Source organism: Herbaspirillum sp. WKF16 (genome assembly GCF_028993615.1).
Taxonomy (GTDB): Bacteria; Pseudomonadota; Gammaproteobacteria; order Burkholderiales; family Burkholderiaceae_D; genus Herbaspirillum.
The window spans coordinates 2,963,878-2,976,804 of the sequence record NZ_CP118632.1; the positions used below are offsets into that span (position 1 = coordinate 2,963,878).

15 protein-coding genes and 1 tRNA gene are annotated in these 12,927 nt (G+C 64.4%); 8 read left to right on the plus strand and 8 right to left on the minus strand.

From position 1 onward, the window contains the following. Positions 1-24 precede the first annotated feature (24 nt). Together Herbaro_RS13460 and Herbaro_RS13465 are read right to left on the minus strand one after the other, a co-directional pair. Positions 25-1,191: an acyl-CoA dehydrogenase family protein gene (locus Herbaro_RS13460; RefSeq protein ID WP_275010139.1), complete on the minus strand. Its 1,167-nt coding sequence runs from the start codon at positions 1,189-1,191 to the stop codon at positions 25-27. Between the two features lie 43 nt (positions 1,192-1,234). Continuing rightward, positions 1,235-2,095, minus strand: coding sequence for an HTD2 family dehydratase (locus Herbaro_RS13465; RefSeq protein ID WP_275010140.1), 861 nt, complete (start codon positions 2,093-2,095; stop codon positions 1,235-1,237). Positions 2,096-2,409: 314 nt separating this feature from the next. Between Herbaro_RS13465 and Herbaro_RS13470 the strand changes: the two genes are divergently transcribed. Continuing rightward, positions 2,410-3,381, plus strand: a complete 972-nt coding sequence (locus Herbaro_RS13470) for a LysR family transcriptional regulator (RefSeq protein WP_275010141.1) — start codon at positions 2,410-2,412, stop codon at positions 3,379-3,381. Between the two features lie 225 nt (positions 3,382-3,606). Here Herbaro_RS13470 and Herbaro_RS13475 read toward each other — a convergent pair whose 3' ends face one another. Next, complete coding sequence (locus tag Herbaro_RS13475) at positions 3,607-4,371, minus strand: sulfite exporter TauE/SafE family protein (RefSeq protein ID WP_275010142.1); 765 nt, start codon at positions 4,369-4,371, stop codon at positions 3,607-3,609. 32 nt (positions 4,372-4,403) lie between these two features. Here Herbaro_RS13475 and Herbaro_RS13480 point away from each other — a divergent pair, with 32 nt between their 5' ends. From Herbaro_RS13480 to Herbaro_RS13490, 3 genes are all read left to right on the plus strand, one after another. Further along, on the plus strand, positions 4,404-4,532 hold the full coding sequence (locus tag Herbaro_RS13480; RefSeq protein ID WP_275010143.1) for a hypothetical protein: 129 nt from the start codon (positions 4,404-4,406) through the stop codon (positions 4,530-4,532). 193 nt (positions 4,533-4,725) lie between these two features. Further along, on the plus strand, positions 4,726-5,505 hold the full coding sequence (locus Herbaro_RS13485) for an SDR family oxidoreductase (RefSeq protein ID WP_275010144.1): 780 nt from the start codon (positions 4,726-4,728) through the stop codon (positions 5,503-5,505). A 104-nt stretch (positions 5,506-5,609) separates the two neighbouring features. Continuing rightward, positions 5,610-5,699, plus strand: a tRNA-Ser gene (locus Herbaro_RS13490). Positions 5,700-5,849: 150 nt separating this feature from the next. On the opposite strand, the gene Herbaro_RS13495 is transcribed toward Herbaro_RS13490, so the two are convergent. Then, positions 5,850-7,400 (minus strand): methyl-accepting chemotaxis protein, encoded by a 1,551-nt coding sequence (locus Herbaro_RS13495; protein ID WP_275010145.1) that lies wholly within the window; start codon positions 7,398-7,400, stop codon positions 5,850-5,852. Positions 7,401-7,694: 294 nt separating this feature from the next. Between Herbaro_RS13495 and Herbaro_RS13500 the strand changes: the two genes are divergently transcribed. Both Herbaro_RS13500 and Herbaro_RS13505 read left to right on the plus strand, forming a co-directional pair. Further along, positions 7,695-7,889 carry a hypothetical protein gene (locus Herbaro_RS13500; RefSeq protein WP_275010146.1) on the plus strand — a complete coding sequence of 65 codons (195 nt, stop codon included), beginning with the start codon at positions 7,695-7,697 and terminating at the stop codon, positions 7,887-7,889. 80 nt (positions 7,890-7,969) lie between these two features. Further along, positions 7,970-8,113, plus strand: coding sequence for a hypothetical protein (locus Herbaro_RS13505; protein WP_275010147.1), 144 nt, complete (start codon positions 7,970-7,972; stop codon positions 8,111-8,113). Positions 8,114-8,443: 330 nt separating this feature from the next. Here Herbaro_RS13505 and Herbaro_RS13510 read toward each other — a convergent pair whose 3' ends face one another. Continuing rightward, a complete protein-coding gene (locus tag Herbaro_RS13510) occupies positions 8,444-8,887 on the minus strand; it encodes a hypothetical protein (RefSeq protein ID WP_275010148.1) in 444 nt (147 codons plus the stop codon). A gap of 175 nt (positions 8,888-9,062) precedes the next feature. On the opposite strand from Herbaro_RS13510, the gene Herbaro_RS13515 reads away from it, so the two are divergent. Beyond that, positions 9,063-10,046, plus strand: a complete 984-nt coding sequence (locus tag Herbaro_RS13515; RefSeq protein ID WP_275010149.1) for a Rap1a family protein — start codon at positions 9,063-9,065, stop codon at positions 10,044-10,046. A 36-nt stretch (positions 10,047-10,082) separates the two neighbouring features. Here the strand turns inward: Herbaro_RS13515 and Herbaro_RS13520 are convergent, their stop codons facing one another. The 3 genes from Herbaro_RS13520 to Herbaro_RS13530 all read right to left on the minus strand — a co-directional run bounded on the left by Herbaro_RS13520 (position 10,083) and on the right by Herbaro_RS13530 (position 12,278). After that, on the minus strand, positions 10,083-10,394 hold the full coding sequence (locus Herbaro_RS13520) for a hypothetical protein (RefSeq protein WP_275010150.1): 312 nt from the start codon (positions 10,392-10,394) through the stop codon (positions 10,083-10,085). Between the two features lie 159 nt (positions 10,395-10,553). After that, positions 10,554-11,438, minus strand: a complete 885-nt coding sequence (locus Herbaro_RS13525; protein WP_275010151.1) for a PDZ domain-containing protein — start codon at positions 11,436-11,438, stop codon at positions 10,554-10,556. Positions 11,439-11,483: 45 nt separating this feature from the next. Continuing rightward, positions 11,484-12,278, minus strand: coding sequence for a hypothetical protein (locus Herbaro_RS13530; RefSeq protein ID WP_275010152.1), 795 nt, complete (start codon positions 12,276-12,278; stop codon positions 11,484-11,486). On the opposite strand from Herbaro_RS13530, the gene Herbaro_RS13535 reads away from it, so the two are divergent. Next, entirely contained in the window at positions 12,267-12,797 is a 531-nt protein-coding gene (locus tag Herbaro_RS13535) for a hypothetical protein (RefSeq protein WP_275010153.1), read from the plus strand. The two genes, Herbaro_RS13530 and Herbaro_RS13535, sit on opposite strands and share 12 nt — an antisense overlap. Positions 12,798-12,927: the final 130 nt, after the last annotated feature.

Consider the following 12,927-nt stretch of genomic DNA (forward strand, 5'->3'; position numbering starts at 1 on the left):
GTCTCCTTGTTGTTGTGCGCCGCTTCAGAAGGAGCGCGGCAGGCCGAGGATGTGCTCGGCCACGTAGGAATAGATCAGGTTGGTCGAGATCGGCGCCACCTGGTACAGGCGCGTCTCGCGGAACTTGCGCTCGACGTCGTATTCGCAGGCGAAGCCGAAACCACCGTGCGTCTGCAGGCAGACGTTGGCCGCCTCCCACGAGGCCTTGGCCGCCAGGAACTTGGCCATGTTGGCCTGGGCGCCGCAGGGCTGGTGGGCGTCGAACAGTTCGCAGGCCTTGTAGCGCATCAGGTTGGCCGCTTCCAGTTCGATGAAGCTGTCGGCGATGGGGAACTGCACGCCCTGGTTCATGCCGATCGGACGGTCGAACACCACCCGCTCCTTGGCGTACTGCGCGGCCTTGTCGATGAACCAGTAGCCGTCGCCGATGCACTCGGCGGCGATCAGGGTGCGCTCGGCGTTCAAGCCATCGAGGATGTACTTGAAGCCCTTGCCCTCTTCGCCGATCAGGTTCTCGGCGGGGATCTCCAGGTTGTCGAAGAACAGCTCGTTGGTCTCGTGGTTGACCATGTTGAGGATCGGGCGCACTTCCATGCCCCGGCCGATCGCATCCTTCAGGTTGACGATGAAGATCGACATGCCCTCCGACTTCTTCTTCACCTGGTCCAGCGGCGTGGTGCGCGCCAGCAGGATCATCAGGTCGGAGTGCTGGATGCGCGAGATCCACACCTTCTGGCCGTTGACCACGTAGCGGTCGCCCTTCTTCACGGCGACGGTCTTGATCTTGGTGGTGTCGGTGCCGGTGGTGGGTTCGGTCACGCCCATCGACTGCAGGCGCAGCTCGCCGCTGGCGATCTTGGGCAGGTAGAGCTGCTTCTGCTGCTCCGAACCGTGGCGCAGCAGCGTGCCCATGTTGTACATCTGGCCGTGGCAGGCGCCGGAGTTGCCGCCGGTGCGGTTGATCTCTTCCATGATCACCGAGGCCTCGGTCAGGCCCAGGCCGGAACCGCCATACTCCTGCGGGATCAGCGCGGCCAGCCAGCCGGCCTTGGTCAGCGCGTCGACGAAGTCTTCGGGATAGCCGCGCGCCTCGTCCACCTTGCGCCAGTACTCGGGCGGGAAGGTATTGCACAGATCGCGCACTGCATCGCGCAAATCGCCATAAGCGTCATTGGGCGCCTGATACGACATATTGGGTCTCCGGAAATAAGATGGATGAAGAATTGAATTCGTGTCAGCCGAGGATGGCCTCGGCCTGCATCGCCAGCTCGCCGCGCAGGTTCTGCGCCCACAGTTCGGCGGATTTTCCGTCGGCGGCCAGCTTGCCGCACAGCTCGAAGCCTTCGGTGTCGAACAGGCTGCCCACGGCGCGGAAATTGAATTCGCGCAGCACCGCCTGCGGCATCTCGCGCGCCAGCAGGTCGGCCAGCAAGGTGGCGATCAGCGGACCATGCACGATCAGGCCGGGATAGCCTTCCACGCCGGTGACGTAACTGCGGTCGTAGTGGATGCGGTGGCCGTTGAAGGTCAGCGCCGAATAGCGGAACAGCAGCACCGGGTCGGGATCGACGCGGCGCTTCCACTGCGCGCCGGCCGGCGCCGCCTTGGGCGCGACAGGCGCGGCGCCGGGCTGCGGCAGGTCGCGGTAGACGATGTCGTGTTCCTCGTGGATGCAGACCTTGCCATCGTGGCCGATCTCATGCCTGACCGTGACAAACGCCAGCGCGCCGCTGCGGCCCTGCTTGACGTCGACGCTGGCGATGCGCGAGGTCTTCTGCGCGGCCGCGCCCACCGGCAGCGGCGCCGCGAAGCGCAAGCGGCCGCCGGCCCACATGCGGCGCGGCAGCGGCACCGGCGGCAGGAAGCCGCCGCGCTTGGGATGGCCATCGTCGCCGACCTCCGACTGCGCGCAGACGGTCCAGAAATAGATCCAGTGCCACAGCGGCGGCAAGGCGTCGCCGGCTTGCGGCTGCTGCGGCCCGTCGATGGTGGCGGCCAGGGCCGAGGCGAAGGCCGGGTTGATGTGGTCGTCGCGGCGTTCGCTCTTGTCGACCCATTGCCGCAGCATGCTCAGGTCGAGGTCGGGGTTGGACATGCGCTCCTCGTTGTTCTTGTCGGAATGGAGGCAAGTCTGTGCCCGTGTTGACGCAGGGACAATCTGTATTTTTGGAAGGGGGGCTTTCGCGATTGTGAAGCCAGGCCCGCGCATCGCATGCGGCGGCGCAGCACGCAAGCGCCGGGCCACGATCGGGAAATCGGCGTAACATGAAGGCCAAACAGGGAGACGCCCACACCAGAAATTTCCGCGCAGCGCGTCATGCAGCGCCGACGGAAACGCCCCTCCCCTTCGCGTTGCCTCAATCCCGGCCGCCAACTTCCACATCGGCGCCCACCTCAGCGGACTACGACATGCTCTTCGACCTGACCGACCTGCGGCTGTTCATCCTGATCGCCGAACTCAATAGCCTCACGCGCAGCGCCGAGCGCATGAACCTGTCGCTGGCGGCCACCAGCAACCGCATCAAGGAACTGGAGACGCGCTTCGGCACCCGGCTGCTCTACCGCGAGAGCAAGGGCGTGCAGCTGACGCCGGCCGGGCAGACGCTGCTGCACCACGCGCAGCAATTCATGCAGCAGGTCGAGCACTTGAAGAGCGACATGCAGCAGTACAACAACGGCATCAAGGGCTACATCCGCATCTTCGCCAACACCACCGCCGTGACCGAGTTCATGCCGGAAATCCTGGGCAAGTTCCTGGCCTTGCATCCGCAAGTCAACGTCGCGCTGGAGGAAAGGCTGAACCACGACATCATGCGCGGCATCCAGGAGGGTACGGCCGACATCGGCATCGTCGCCGGCCCGGTGCAGGGCGACGGCCTGGAGATCCTCAACTTCTCCACCGACCGCCTGGTGCTGGCCACCGCGCTGGAGCATCCGCTGGCCGGCGCCGGCGCCGTGCCTTTCGGCGACACGCTGGAGTACGAGCATGTCGGCCTGCATGAGGGCAGCACGCTGCATCACTTCCTCAACAAGATCGTTTCCGAGAACGGCCAACGCCTCAAGCTGCGCATCCAGGTGCGCAGCTTCGAAGCCATGTGCCGCATGATCGAGACCAATGTCGGCATCGGCATCGTGCCGCTGTCGGCCGCGCAACGCCACCAGCAGACCATGCAGCTGGCCATCGTGGAACTGGCCGAACCTTGGAGCGTGCGCGAGCGCAGCATGGTGTTCCAGGACATCGACACACTGTCGCCGCATGCGCGCAACCTGGTCGATTTCATCCGCGAGCAGATGGCCCTGCCGGCGACCGACGACGGCAAGGTCACCGCGCTGGCCGAGGCCGTGAAGAAGAAAAGCGCGCGGGAAAAGAAAAGCGCCTGACGGCGCTTGAATCGGCTTGAGCGCGTGAAAGCGCACGCGCCTGTTCACCGTCGTCCCCCCCGGTGTCGTGCCGCGGCCGTCGCGGCGCAACGAACGACAGGGAGGGAGGCAACTTGAAGGCATGGCGGTCTTGCCCTCCTCCGCAATGTCGTCCCTGCAAAAGCAGGAACCCAGTGGCGTTAATTGCGCACCGCAGAGCCGCCGGGCAACGAGCAGACTGCTGAATCAGCCCTCGATCATCATCCACACCGACAGCAGCAGCAGCGCGCCGCAGAACAGGATGCGCAAGCGCCGCTCCGGCAGATGGTGGGCCAGCGCCACGCCCCAGGAGATGCTGAGCACGCCGCCCAGCGCCATCGGAAGGCCGACCGCCCAGTTGACGTGGCCGGCCTGCGCATACGTCCACAGCGCCACCAGCGTGCCGGGCGTGACCATCGCCAGCCCCAGGCCCTGCGCCGCCGTCTGCGTGGCGCCGAAGAAGGCGGTCAACAGCGGCACCGCGACGATCGCGCCGCCCACGCTGAAGAAGCCTGCCGACGCGCCGGCCGACATCCCCACCGCGAAGATGTACTTGCGCGGCAGCACGATCGGGGTCGAGGCGCTGCGCTGCTTGCGCAGCAAGGTCCACAGGTAGTACAGCGCCAGCACGCCCATGAAGGCGGCGAAGCAGAAATGCAGGCTGCGCGCATCGATGCTGGTGGCCAGGCGCGCCGAGAAGTAGGTGGTGATCACGGCCGGCACGCACATCATCGCCGCCGAGCTCCACTCGATCTTGTTGCGCTGCTTGTAGCGCCAGAAGGCGATCACCACGTTGGGCACGATCATCACCAGCGAGGTGCCCTGCGCCAGCTGCTGGTCCATGCCGTAGAGATAGCCCAGCACGGGAATGGCGATCAGCCCGCCGCCAATGCCGAACAGGCCGCCCATTGCGCCCAGCAAACCGCCCAGCAGGAAATTCAATACGCTGGACAAAAACAAGGAATCCATCATCGGTGTAAAGTTATGGGTCTGCCGCGCGGCTCATGCAAGCGAACTGCGCGGCGTTCAAATCAGAAAAGGAGACCGGCATGAGCGGCGCCATCGTATTCGCGTTGGAAATGGGCGTGGTCGCCATCATCGCGCTGGCTGTCTACCTGGTGGTCAAGAAGTAGGCCGCGGACCTTCCCCGTCCCGGCCGCCAAGCTCGCCAGTTTAGCGCAGCCCGGCCCCGCTGTCACAGGCTGGGAGCGGCCCGCGCCGGATCTCCTCAAGTGTGCATGGCATGCATGACGTAGCACGAACGACAACACACACAACAAGCGGCATCGCAATTCGCCAATCACCTCATGCAAAGGAAGAAGACAAATGGATTTAGGACTCAAGGGTAAAACCGCGCTGGTATGCGCATCGAGCAAGGGCCTGGGCCGCGCCTGCGCGCTCTCGCTGGCGCGCGAAGGCGTGGCCGTGACCATGCTGGCGCGCGGCAAGGAAGCGCTGGAAGCGGCCGCCGCCGAGATCCGCGCCGAGACCGGCGCCGCCATCACCACCGTGGCTTGCGACATCACCACGCCCGAAGGCCGCGCCCTGGCGCTGGCCGCCTGTCCCAGCCCGGACATCCTGGTGACCAACGCCGGCGGCCCCAAGCCCGGCGACTTCCGCGACTGGTCGCGCGACGACTGGATCGCCGCCGTCGACGCCAACATGCTGACCCCGATCGAGCTCATCAAGGCCACGGTCGACGGCATGATCGCGCGCCGCTTCGGCCGCATCGTCAACATCACCTCCAGCGCGGTGCGCGCCCCGATCGACATCCTCGGCCTCTCCAACGGCGCCCGCTCGGGCCTGACCGGCTTCATCGCCGGCCTCTCGCGCAAGACCGTGGCCCACAACGTCACCATCAACAACCTGCTCCCCGGCCCCTTCGAAACCGACCGCCTGCGCGCCACCGCCCAGGGCGCGGCCAACGACAGCGGCAAGAGCGTGGACGACGTGCTGGCCGAACGCCGCAAGCAAAACCCCGCCGGCCGCTTCGGCGACCCGGCCGAGTTCGGCGACGCCTGCGCCTACCTCTGCAGCGCCCAGGCCGGCTTCATCACCGGCCAGAACATGCTGCTCGACGGCGGCGCCTACCCGGGCACGTTCTGAGGCAGCCGGCTCCGGCGACTTTCATACGGGAAAGAGTTGGGCGCCAAGCAAGTGATGTATAATGCGCCCCTCGCGATGCTCCCTCACCGGGCATCCGCCGACAAGGAGGTTTGGGTGAGTGGTTTAAACCAGCAGTCTTGAAAACTGCCGACGGAGTGATCCGTCCGTGAGTTCGAATCTCACAGCCTCCGCCAGAACAGCAAAAAAACGGGCCTCAATCGAGGCCCGTTTTTATTTTCCATGAACAAAATCGCAAAAGGTCCCGGCGTCTTCCGCTCTGACGACTGAGTCCCTTCAAACGCGCACACGGCTGAGCGCGCTGCGCTTGTCGTAACGACGGCCTTTCAGCCGCCCTTCACCTTGAACACGCTGACCGTCTGCAGCAGCTTGGCCGCCTGGTCTTCCAGCGCCCCTGCCGCCGCTGCGGCTTCTTCGACCAATGCGGCGTTTTGCTGTGTCACCTGGTCCATTTGCGACATTGCCATGTTGATCTGGCCGATGCCTTCGGTCTGTTCGCGGCTGGCGGCGCTAATTTCCTGCACGATGTCGGTTACCCGGCCGACGCTGCTCACCACTTCTTGCATGGTGGCGCCGGCCTGCGTCACCAAGGCGCTGCCGTCGGCGACCTTGTTGACGGAGTCGTCGATCAGTTCCTTGATTTCCTTGGCCGCCGCCGCCGAGCGCTGCGCCAGTACGCGCACTTCGGAGGCGACCACGGCGAAGCCGCGGCCCTGCTCTCCTGCCCTGGCCGCCTCGACCGCGGCGTTAAGCGCCAGGATGTTGGTCTGGAAGGCAATGCCGTCGATCACGGCAATAATGTCCACGATTCTCTTCGACGACTCGTTGATGCCGGCCATTTTCTGGATGACGTCGCCGACCACGCTGCCTCCCCGCACTGCGATCTCGGAGGCCTCCGTGGCCAGCGTGCTGGCTTGCCGCGCGTTGTCGGCGTTGTGGCCGACAGTCGATGTCAGTTCTTCCATCGCCGACGCGGTCTCTTCCAGCGAGCTGGCCTGCTGTTCGGTGCGGGAGGAGAGTTCGAGATTGCCGGTGGCGATCTGGCTGGATGCGGTGGCGACCGTATCGGTGCCGCTGCGCACTTCGCGCACGATGCCGGCCAGGTTGTCGTTCATCGTCCGCAACGCGGTGATCAGCATACCGGTCTCATCCCGGCTGGCCGCCCGGATCTCTGCGGTCAGGTCGCCCGCCGCGACGCGCTGCGCCAAAGACACCGCGTCGCCCAGCGGGGCGGTGATGCTGCGCGTCGCATACCAGGCGGAGAACGCACCCAGGGCGACCGCTGCCAGGGTCAGGGCCAGCAGGATTTCCAGGGTGACGGCATAGTCCGCGCGCATCGTGGTGATGCTTTGCTGGTTCTGCTTTTCCTGCAGTTCGATCATGGCCTGGATATCGCTGAACCACTGGCTTTGCGGCGTCTGCACCGAGGTCTGGAGATAGCTCGCGGCCTCTTTTTCATTGGACGCTTCAGCCAGCGAAATCACCTTGTCGAAGCTCGGCCTGATCTTGGCGCGATCCGATTCGATCTCGGCGCTCAGCTTCTTGGCGGCATCGGATTTGAGCAGCGATTGCAGCCGGGCGAAGGTATCGTCGTATTGCTTGCGCGCTTTGAGCACGACGTCTTTCTGGGCGCGACGCGTCTCGGCGTCGGTATAGAGGATGATGTTGCGTAGCGAGCGCACTTCCGTATTGAGGAAGCCGCGCATGGCGTTGGCGGCGGCGATCTTGACGTTGTTCTCTTCGACGATGACCTCGGCCTGCCTGTTGTTGGCCGACAAGGATTGCCATCCCACGATGGCCACCACGCAAAGCAGGCACAACACCACGCAGAATGCGATGGCCAGCCGCGCTCCAATCTTCAGATCCGAATACTTCATGTTTCCCCTTGTTTTACCTTATTCCCAAGGGCGACATTGTAAGTTGAGGCCTTGTCGTCAACTCTCATTAATTTACATTTTTACATCCCGGCCGTTGCATATTCTCAGCAGGCGGCCAAAGGGGTCTTGCATTGTCGCGGATAAGTTGCGCCGATGCTCGTTCCGGGTGCCTTTTGGCCACATCCGAATGCGGCAACACGGCCGTGTCGGCATCGGCTTACATCAAACAGCGCTGCCCGCCGATGACGCTTTTCCCGCAATCGGACTAGGCTGTGGATTTTAAGGAGAAAGATCATGGCGACTCCTGTTCACCCCGACCGCCCCGAAGGCAGCCCCAGCAAGACGAAGTACGAAAAGGAACCAAGGAATCGTGAAGGCACAATGGGAGGTCAGCGGCCGTTGAGCGCGCCGGCCGGCATCCAAAAGCCAGGCCCCGGGGGAGTGTTGGTGGAAGAAGGAAAGCAGAAGAAGGAACAATTGGAAGAATGATCCGCAGGTCCCTGCGGGTTTGCCTGTTCAAACCGAGAAAGCATCAATTGCACATCAAATACAATGAAAGCACTGCGCCAATGAAAGACCTGATGACGATGGCGCCCATCGATCCCGCACTGCACGCCGCCCTCCTGCGCGGCAAGGTGGCGGCGCGCCGGCTTATCGAAGACTTGATGGAAGCGGCCAGACAGCGGCGAGAAGAGATCGTGCAAGGGCGGTGAGTGCGTCGGCGGCCCCGCCGCATTCACCCGATTTATTGGCATCAGGGGGTGAACAGGCACGGTCCGCATTGCGACAATATCGAGATGGCTCGCCATCTGTTGGCTGTTGGCTGTTGGCTGTTGGCTGTTGGCTGTTGGCTGTTGGCTGTTGGCTGTTGGTTGTTGGCTGTTGGCTGTTGGCTGTTGGCTGTTGGCTGTTGGCTGTTGGCTGTTGGCTGTTGGCTGTTGGCGGCTCGCAGAATTGCCCACTCCATTGAGCGCTGGCAATAAAAAAGCCGCCCGTAAGCGGCTTTACCGAGAAGCTGCGTCCATCACGCCGGACGCGTCCATCTAGGGCCTCAAGCCATTCCGAATCCTGTTGACGGCGATTACCGCATCCAGCAGCTTTCCCTTGTTTCCCCAGATTGCGTGCGCTGTCCGATGCTCGGCTTCGTCCGCAAGAGCGACGCCGTATTGCGCCTGGAGGCCGGCCAAGAACTTGTTGAATGCCCTGGCGTCCCGGTCTGTGATGTTCTGGACGAAAACCGTCGCCGCACTTTCATCGAGTTCGCCCACGCCGCTCTCAACGTAGGAGCCGCTTAGCGGATATCCCGTGTAATGCCTTGCCGCGTAGTCCAGCGCCTCCTGAGGTGAAGCGAATCCGTCCTGCGGCCCGAATTGCGCCTTGTCGTTGACGGTGATCGCCAGGGTAAAAGTGCCGCCTTTCTTCTCTTTGACATTCACCACAACGTGGACTTTTTCGCCATAGAGATTCACGGCCAGAACGTTGCTCATTGCTTCCCTTGATGTTTGGATTCAAGTGAGAGAGCATACCATCGCCGCCGCAACTTGAGATCTTGCAGCGCCTGTTTCCCCTGGCGGCGCCGGACTGGATTTGCTAGGCTTCGGCTGGAAATGCGAGGCCTCATGAGAGGCCTGCCAGCGCGCCATGCCGGCGGCTGATTTTCGTATGCGCCACATCACAAGAAATCGGGGACGCACTATGCGCTGTTTCGCTGGATTCAGATCTTATCGCGCCGTTCACGCCTGCCTGGCGCTGCTGCTTGCCCTGCCGCTCGCCGAAGCGGCGGCACAGTCGTCCAACGAACAACTCGGCTGGCTCAGGAATTTCGTCAGGGTCCACAACGGCAATGAGTTCTGCGTCCCCACCGGCGCTCAATTCCAGGACTATGTCACCGCGATCTCGCAGTACAAGCAAGCGCATCCGGAACTGGAAGGCGTGATCGGCGGACAAAGCGCGCTTGCCGCATTCAAGGCCGCTTATCCGTGCGAGGCCGGCAAGCCGGCAGCATCGGTCCCGCCAGCACCGGAGATCCCTGCTCCTGCTCCTGCTCCTGCTCCTGCTCCTGCGGCGCAAGCGACTCCGCAAGACGACCGCTCCCCCATCGACACTGCCCGTACCCAGCTGGCGCTGGAGAAGCTGGCCTCGACCACCGGGCATGAGAACGATGCCTTGATCGTGGAAATCCAGAAGAACGCCGGCAGTTATCAGCCGCCGGCGCTGGTGGCGCTGACGCTGGTGCTTTACCAGCAGGGCAAGACGGACGAGGCGATCTTCTGGTTGAGCGCGGCGCGGCTGCGAGCCAATTACGATGCGGCGCGGTGCGCCGATGCCGGGGCGCGGCCGGCGGCGCGGGCGATCATGAGCGTGGTGCCGCGCGAGCTGTTGCGAGCGCAGTTCGATGACTTGCCCAGGCTGCGCAAGATCGTCAGCCAGGCAGTGCGATGGGACGAGACCACGCCCTACAACTACGACCAGCGCTGGATCAACCTGCAGGGCGGCGGCGTTGATTCCGGCGCGTCCGATGCGGTCACCGGAAATACGCCGATGAGCCTGCCGCGCGAAGAGTGGCCGGCATTGGCGGCCAGGAACCGGGCCGACTACGTCGCCAGCCTGGATGCCGCGATCAGGGAAATCAGCGCGCGGAAATGAACGCTTGCCGCGGTTGATCGCGCCGCATGGCGCGGCTCACGAATCGCCCGCCGCGTCCTTCTTCAGCTGGGCGCGATTCGTCTTCGAAATCTGCACATAGGAGCAGCTGGAGGCGATGGCCAGCCGCAGCAGCGTGCCCTTGTCCAGCGGCGACAGCAACGGCGCGTCGTCCTGCTCTTCCGACTCGTGGAATTCGATCAGCGCCAGCAGCGTGGCGATGCCGTTGCCGATGTCGTGGGTGTGTTCGGCCAGCACGATTTGATTGGTGCGCAGGACGTTGGCGCGATGCCACGTGAATGGACGGAATGATGGCAGGGAAAGATAATCGATGGCGGATTTAGCTGGCATGAATAATCTTAAGTAAAAATACCGCCTGGGGCGGTCGTCTACCTTCTCAATTCGAGTCGCCAAACCCGGCCCCATCTTTCTTTGGGACCCGGCGAGAGCAGCAGGAGGCCCAAAACATGGTCAAGTCCCGCTCCCTCGCCGCATCCTCCCGCCCTGCCCTTATTTCTTCTTCGCCGCCTTCTTGCCGCCGGCGGCCGGCGCCAGCCGGGCCAAGGCCTGGCGCGCGTAATCGGCCACCTGCCCCTTGGGCTGGATCGTCAGCACGCGGCGATAGGCCTCTTGCGCACCGATGACGTCGCCCAGTTTTTCCATCGTTTGTCCGTAAAAATACCAGGTCAATGCGTCGTCGGGAGACTGCTGCAGGATCTGCTGGTACTTGCGCGCGGCGTCGGCGTACTTGCCGGCGTCGAAGTCGGCGGTGGCGGCATCCATCAGGCTGGTAGCGGCAGGCGCGGCCTTACTGGCGGACTCGGGCGCGAAGTCCACCACGATGATGTCTTTCTTGCCGCTGCGCCAGACCAGCACTTCCGCCTTGCTGTTGGGCGGGAGCTTGCCAATGGCCGCGGTCACCTCCGCAGGTGTCGCCATGCCTTCGCCGTTGAAGCCGAGGATGATGTCGCCCGCAAACAGGCTGGCGCGTTCGGCCGGCGTTCCCTTGACCACCTCTGCGATGACGGCGCCGCGCGCCGACTCCAGGCCCAATTGCTTGACCAGCACGGGATCGATGGGATTCAGGCGCACGCCCAGCATCGCCTTCCGGGGGCAGCTTTTCTCCGTCTGCACCTGGCGTATCCAGCCGAGGTATTGGAGCCACACGGCCTTTTCCGCCGTGCTGGCCGCCTTCTCCATCGATGCGCTGAAGTTCTTGTCCAGGGTGTCCAGCGTGTCGCAGCTGAAGCCGCGATAGGTGTTGAGCGTGTCGGCCGCGGTCGGCGGCGTTGCGCAGCCCGCCAGCGAGCCCAGCAACGCCGCCAGCACCAGGCCGGCTGCGAGGGTGAACCAACGGCCGTGGCCGGCCGCGTTCCATGTGCGTAGAGGATTCATGTTCGATCGTTCCTTCATGTCGGCGTTCTCGGCGTCGGGCGCGGGTCAGCGCTTGTCCTGGCCATCGTAGGGCGTGGTGCAACGTCCGTCGCCCAGCGCGTACTTCGGGCAGATGTAGCTGCGTTGCGCCGTGATGAGGTTGTAGCGCTTGACCAGGTCGTAGTCGCCGGCGCCCAGCGCATGCCCGCAGCGGTAGGCCTCGAACTGCTCGTCGTGCAAGGTCGGTCCGCCGGCGGCCCAGGTCCCGCCCGCGCAGTGTTGCCGGGCCAGCGCGACCTCCAGGGTGGCGTCGCCGCCCAGGACGTCGTTGTCCAGGGGGCCAAAGCATTGCCATGTTCCCTTCTTCTGTTGCCGGCAGATCGCCACCGCTTCCTTCTGGACCGGCCCCCACTCGACCTTCTTGTCCTTGCCGCCGCCCTTGGCCGGCGGCTTATCGACCGGAGGGGGCGGCGCGGCTGCCGGCGCGCTCGTCCCATTGACCGGCAACGTCGACGCGATGGGAATGGTCTGCGCGCTGCGCTGCTGCTGGAGCAGTTGCGATTGCGAAACCGGCGTCGCCGTCCCTTGGCCCGCCTGGCGCTGCTGGACGGGGGCATTGGTGGAAGGCAGCGTCACCGGAGCCGGCGGCCGCGTTTGCGCAGCGGGCGGCGACGCCGGGGATGCGGTCTGCGCGGTGCGCTGTTGTTGCAGCAATTGCGCCTGCGAGCCGCCCGCAGCCGAGGGCGGCGGCACAGGATGCTGCTGGGCGGCCGGCGCATTGATCGTCGGCACTACCGCGCCTGGAGGCCGCGCCGGCTGCGCAGGCAAGGTCGGCGCTGCGGGAGCGGCTTGCTGTGGCATGTGCTGCTGCGTCTGCTGGGGAACGGGCGACGCCGGACCGGTCGAGGACGGCCGAGGCGCCTGGCGCTCGGCTGCGGCGCGTTGCCGCTCGGCCTCCTGCTGCCTGCGCTGGCGTTCTTGCGCGTCCTGCTGCTGGCGCTGTTGTTCGAGCACCCGCTGGCGCTCGTTGGCGGCGTTCTGTTGATGTTGCTGCTGTTGCTGCTGTTGCTGTTGCTGCTGTTGCTGTTGCTGTTGCTGTTGCTGCTGCTGCTGTTGCTGTTGCTGGCGCTGGCGATCGCGTCCCCGGACGGCCTCTTGCTCACGCTGGCGCTCCCGCTCGCGCGCCGCCTCCTGCTCGCGCTGGCGCTCACGTTCGCGCGCGGCCTCCTGTTCGCGCTGGCGTTCCCGGGCGGCGGCCTCTTGTTCGCGTTGCCGCTCCCGCTCTTCGCGATCCAGGCATTGCTGCTGCAGCGACGCCGGCTTGGTCGGCGGGCAATAAGCCGCAGCCGTACCGGATATGACGAACAGCGCTGCGGATAGCCCGAGCGCGCCCATTGCGTTCTTGTTCATTCCCCGCCCCCTTTGATGGATATTTTTCCACTATGGCAATGACTTGAGCGAGCCTTGGCTGGCTCTCTATACCGCTCATCCACGCCGGTAAAAATGCGAG

Bases quoted from the DNA above. Each gene is read 5' to 3' on its own strand.
- Herbaro_RS13460 (WP_275010139.1), bottom strand. From the start codon at position 1,191: ATGTCGTATCAGGCGCCCAATGACGCTTATGGCGATTTGCGCGATGCA.
- Herbaro_RS13465 (WP_275010140.1), bottom strand. From the start codon at position 2,095: ATGTCCAACCCCGACCTCGACCTGAGCATGCTGCGGCAATGGGTCGAC.
- Herbaro_RS13470 (WP_275010141.1), top strand. From the start codon at position 2,410: ATGCTCTTCGACCTGACCGACCTGCGGCTGTTCATCCTGATCGCCGAA.
- Herbaro_RS13475 (WP_275010142.1), bottom strand. From the start codon at position 4,371: ATGATGGATTCCTTGTTTTTGTCCAGCGTATTGAATTTCCTGCTGGGC.
- Herbaro_RS13480 (WP_275010143.1), top strand. From the start codon at position 4,404: ATGCAAGCGAACTGCGCGGCGTTCAAATCAGAAAAGGAGACCGGCATG.
- Herbaro_RS13485 (WP_275010144.1), top strand. From the start codon at position 4,726: ATGGATTTAGGACTCAAGGGTAAAACCGCGCTGGTATGCGCATCGAGC.
- Herbaro_RS13495 (WP_275010145.1), bottom strand. From the start codon at position 7,400: ATGAAGTATTCGGATCTGAAGATTGGAGCGCGGCTGGCCATCGCATTC.
- Herbaro_RS13500 (WP_275010146.1), top strand. From the start codon at position 7,695: ATGGCGACTCCTGTTCACCCCGACCGCCCCGAAGGCAGCCCCAGCAAG.
- Herbaro_RS13505 (WP_275010147.1), top strand. From the start codon at position 7,970: ATGAAAGACCTGATGACGATGGCGCCCATCGATCCCGCACTGCACGCC.
- Herbaro_RS13510 (WP_275010148.1), bottom strand. From the start codon at position 8,887: ATGAGCAACGTTCTGGCCGTGAATCTCTATGGCGAAAAAGTCCACGTT.
- Herbaro_RS13515 (WP_275010149.1), top strand. From the start codon at position 9,063: ATGCGCCACATCACAAGAAATCGGGGACGCACTATGCGCTGTTTCGCT.
- Herbaro_RS13520 (WP_275010150.1), bottom strand. From the start codon at position 10,394: ATGCCAGCTAAATCCGCCATCGATTATCTTTCCCTGCCATCATTCCGT.
- Herbaro_RS13525 (WP_275010151.1), bottom strand. From the start codon at position 11,438: ATGAATCCTCTACGCACATGGAACGCGGCCGGCCACGGCCGTTGGTTC.
- Herbaro_RS13530 (WP_275010152.1), bottom strand. From the start codon at position 12,278: ATGCCACAGCAAGCCGCTCCCGCAGCGCCGACCTTGCCTGCGCAGCCG.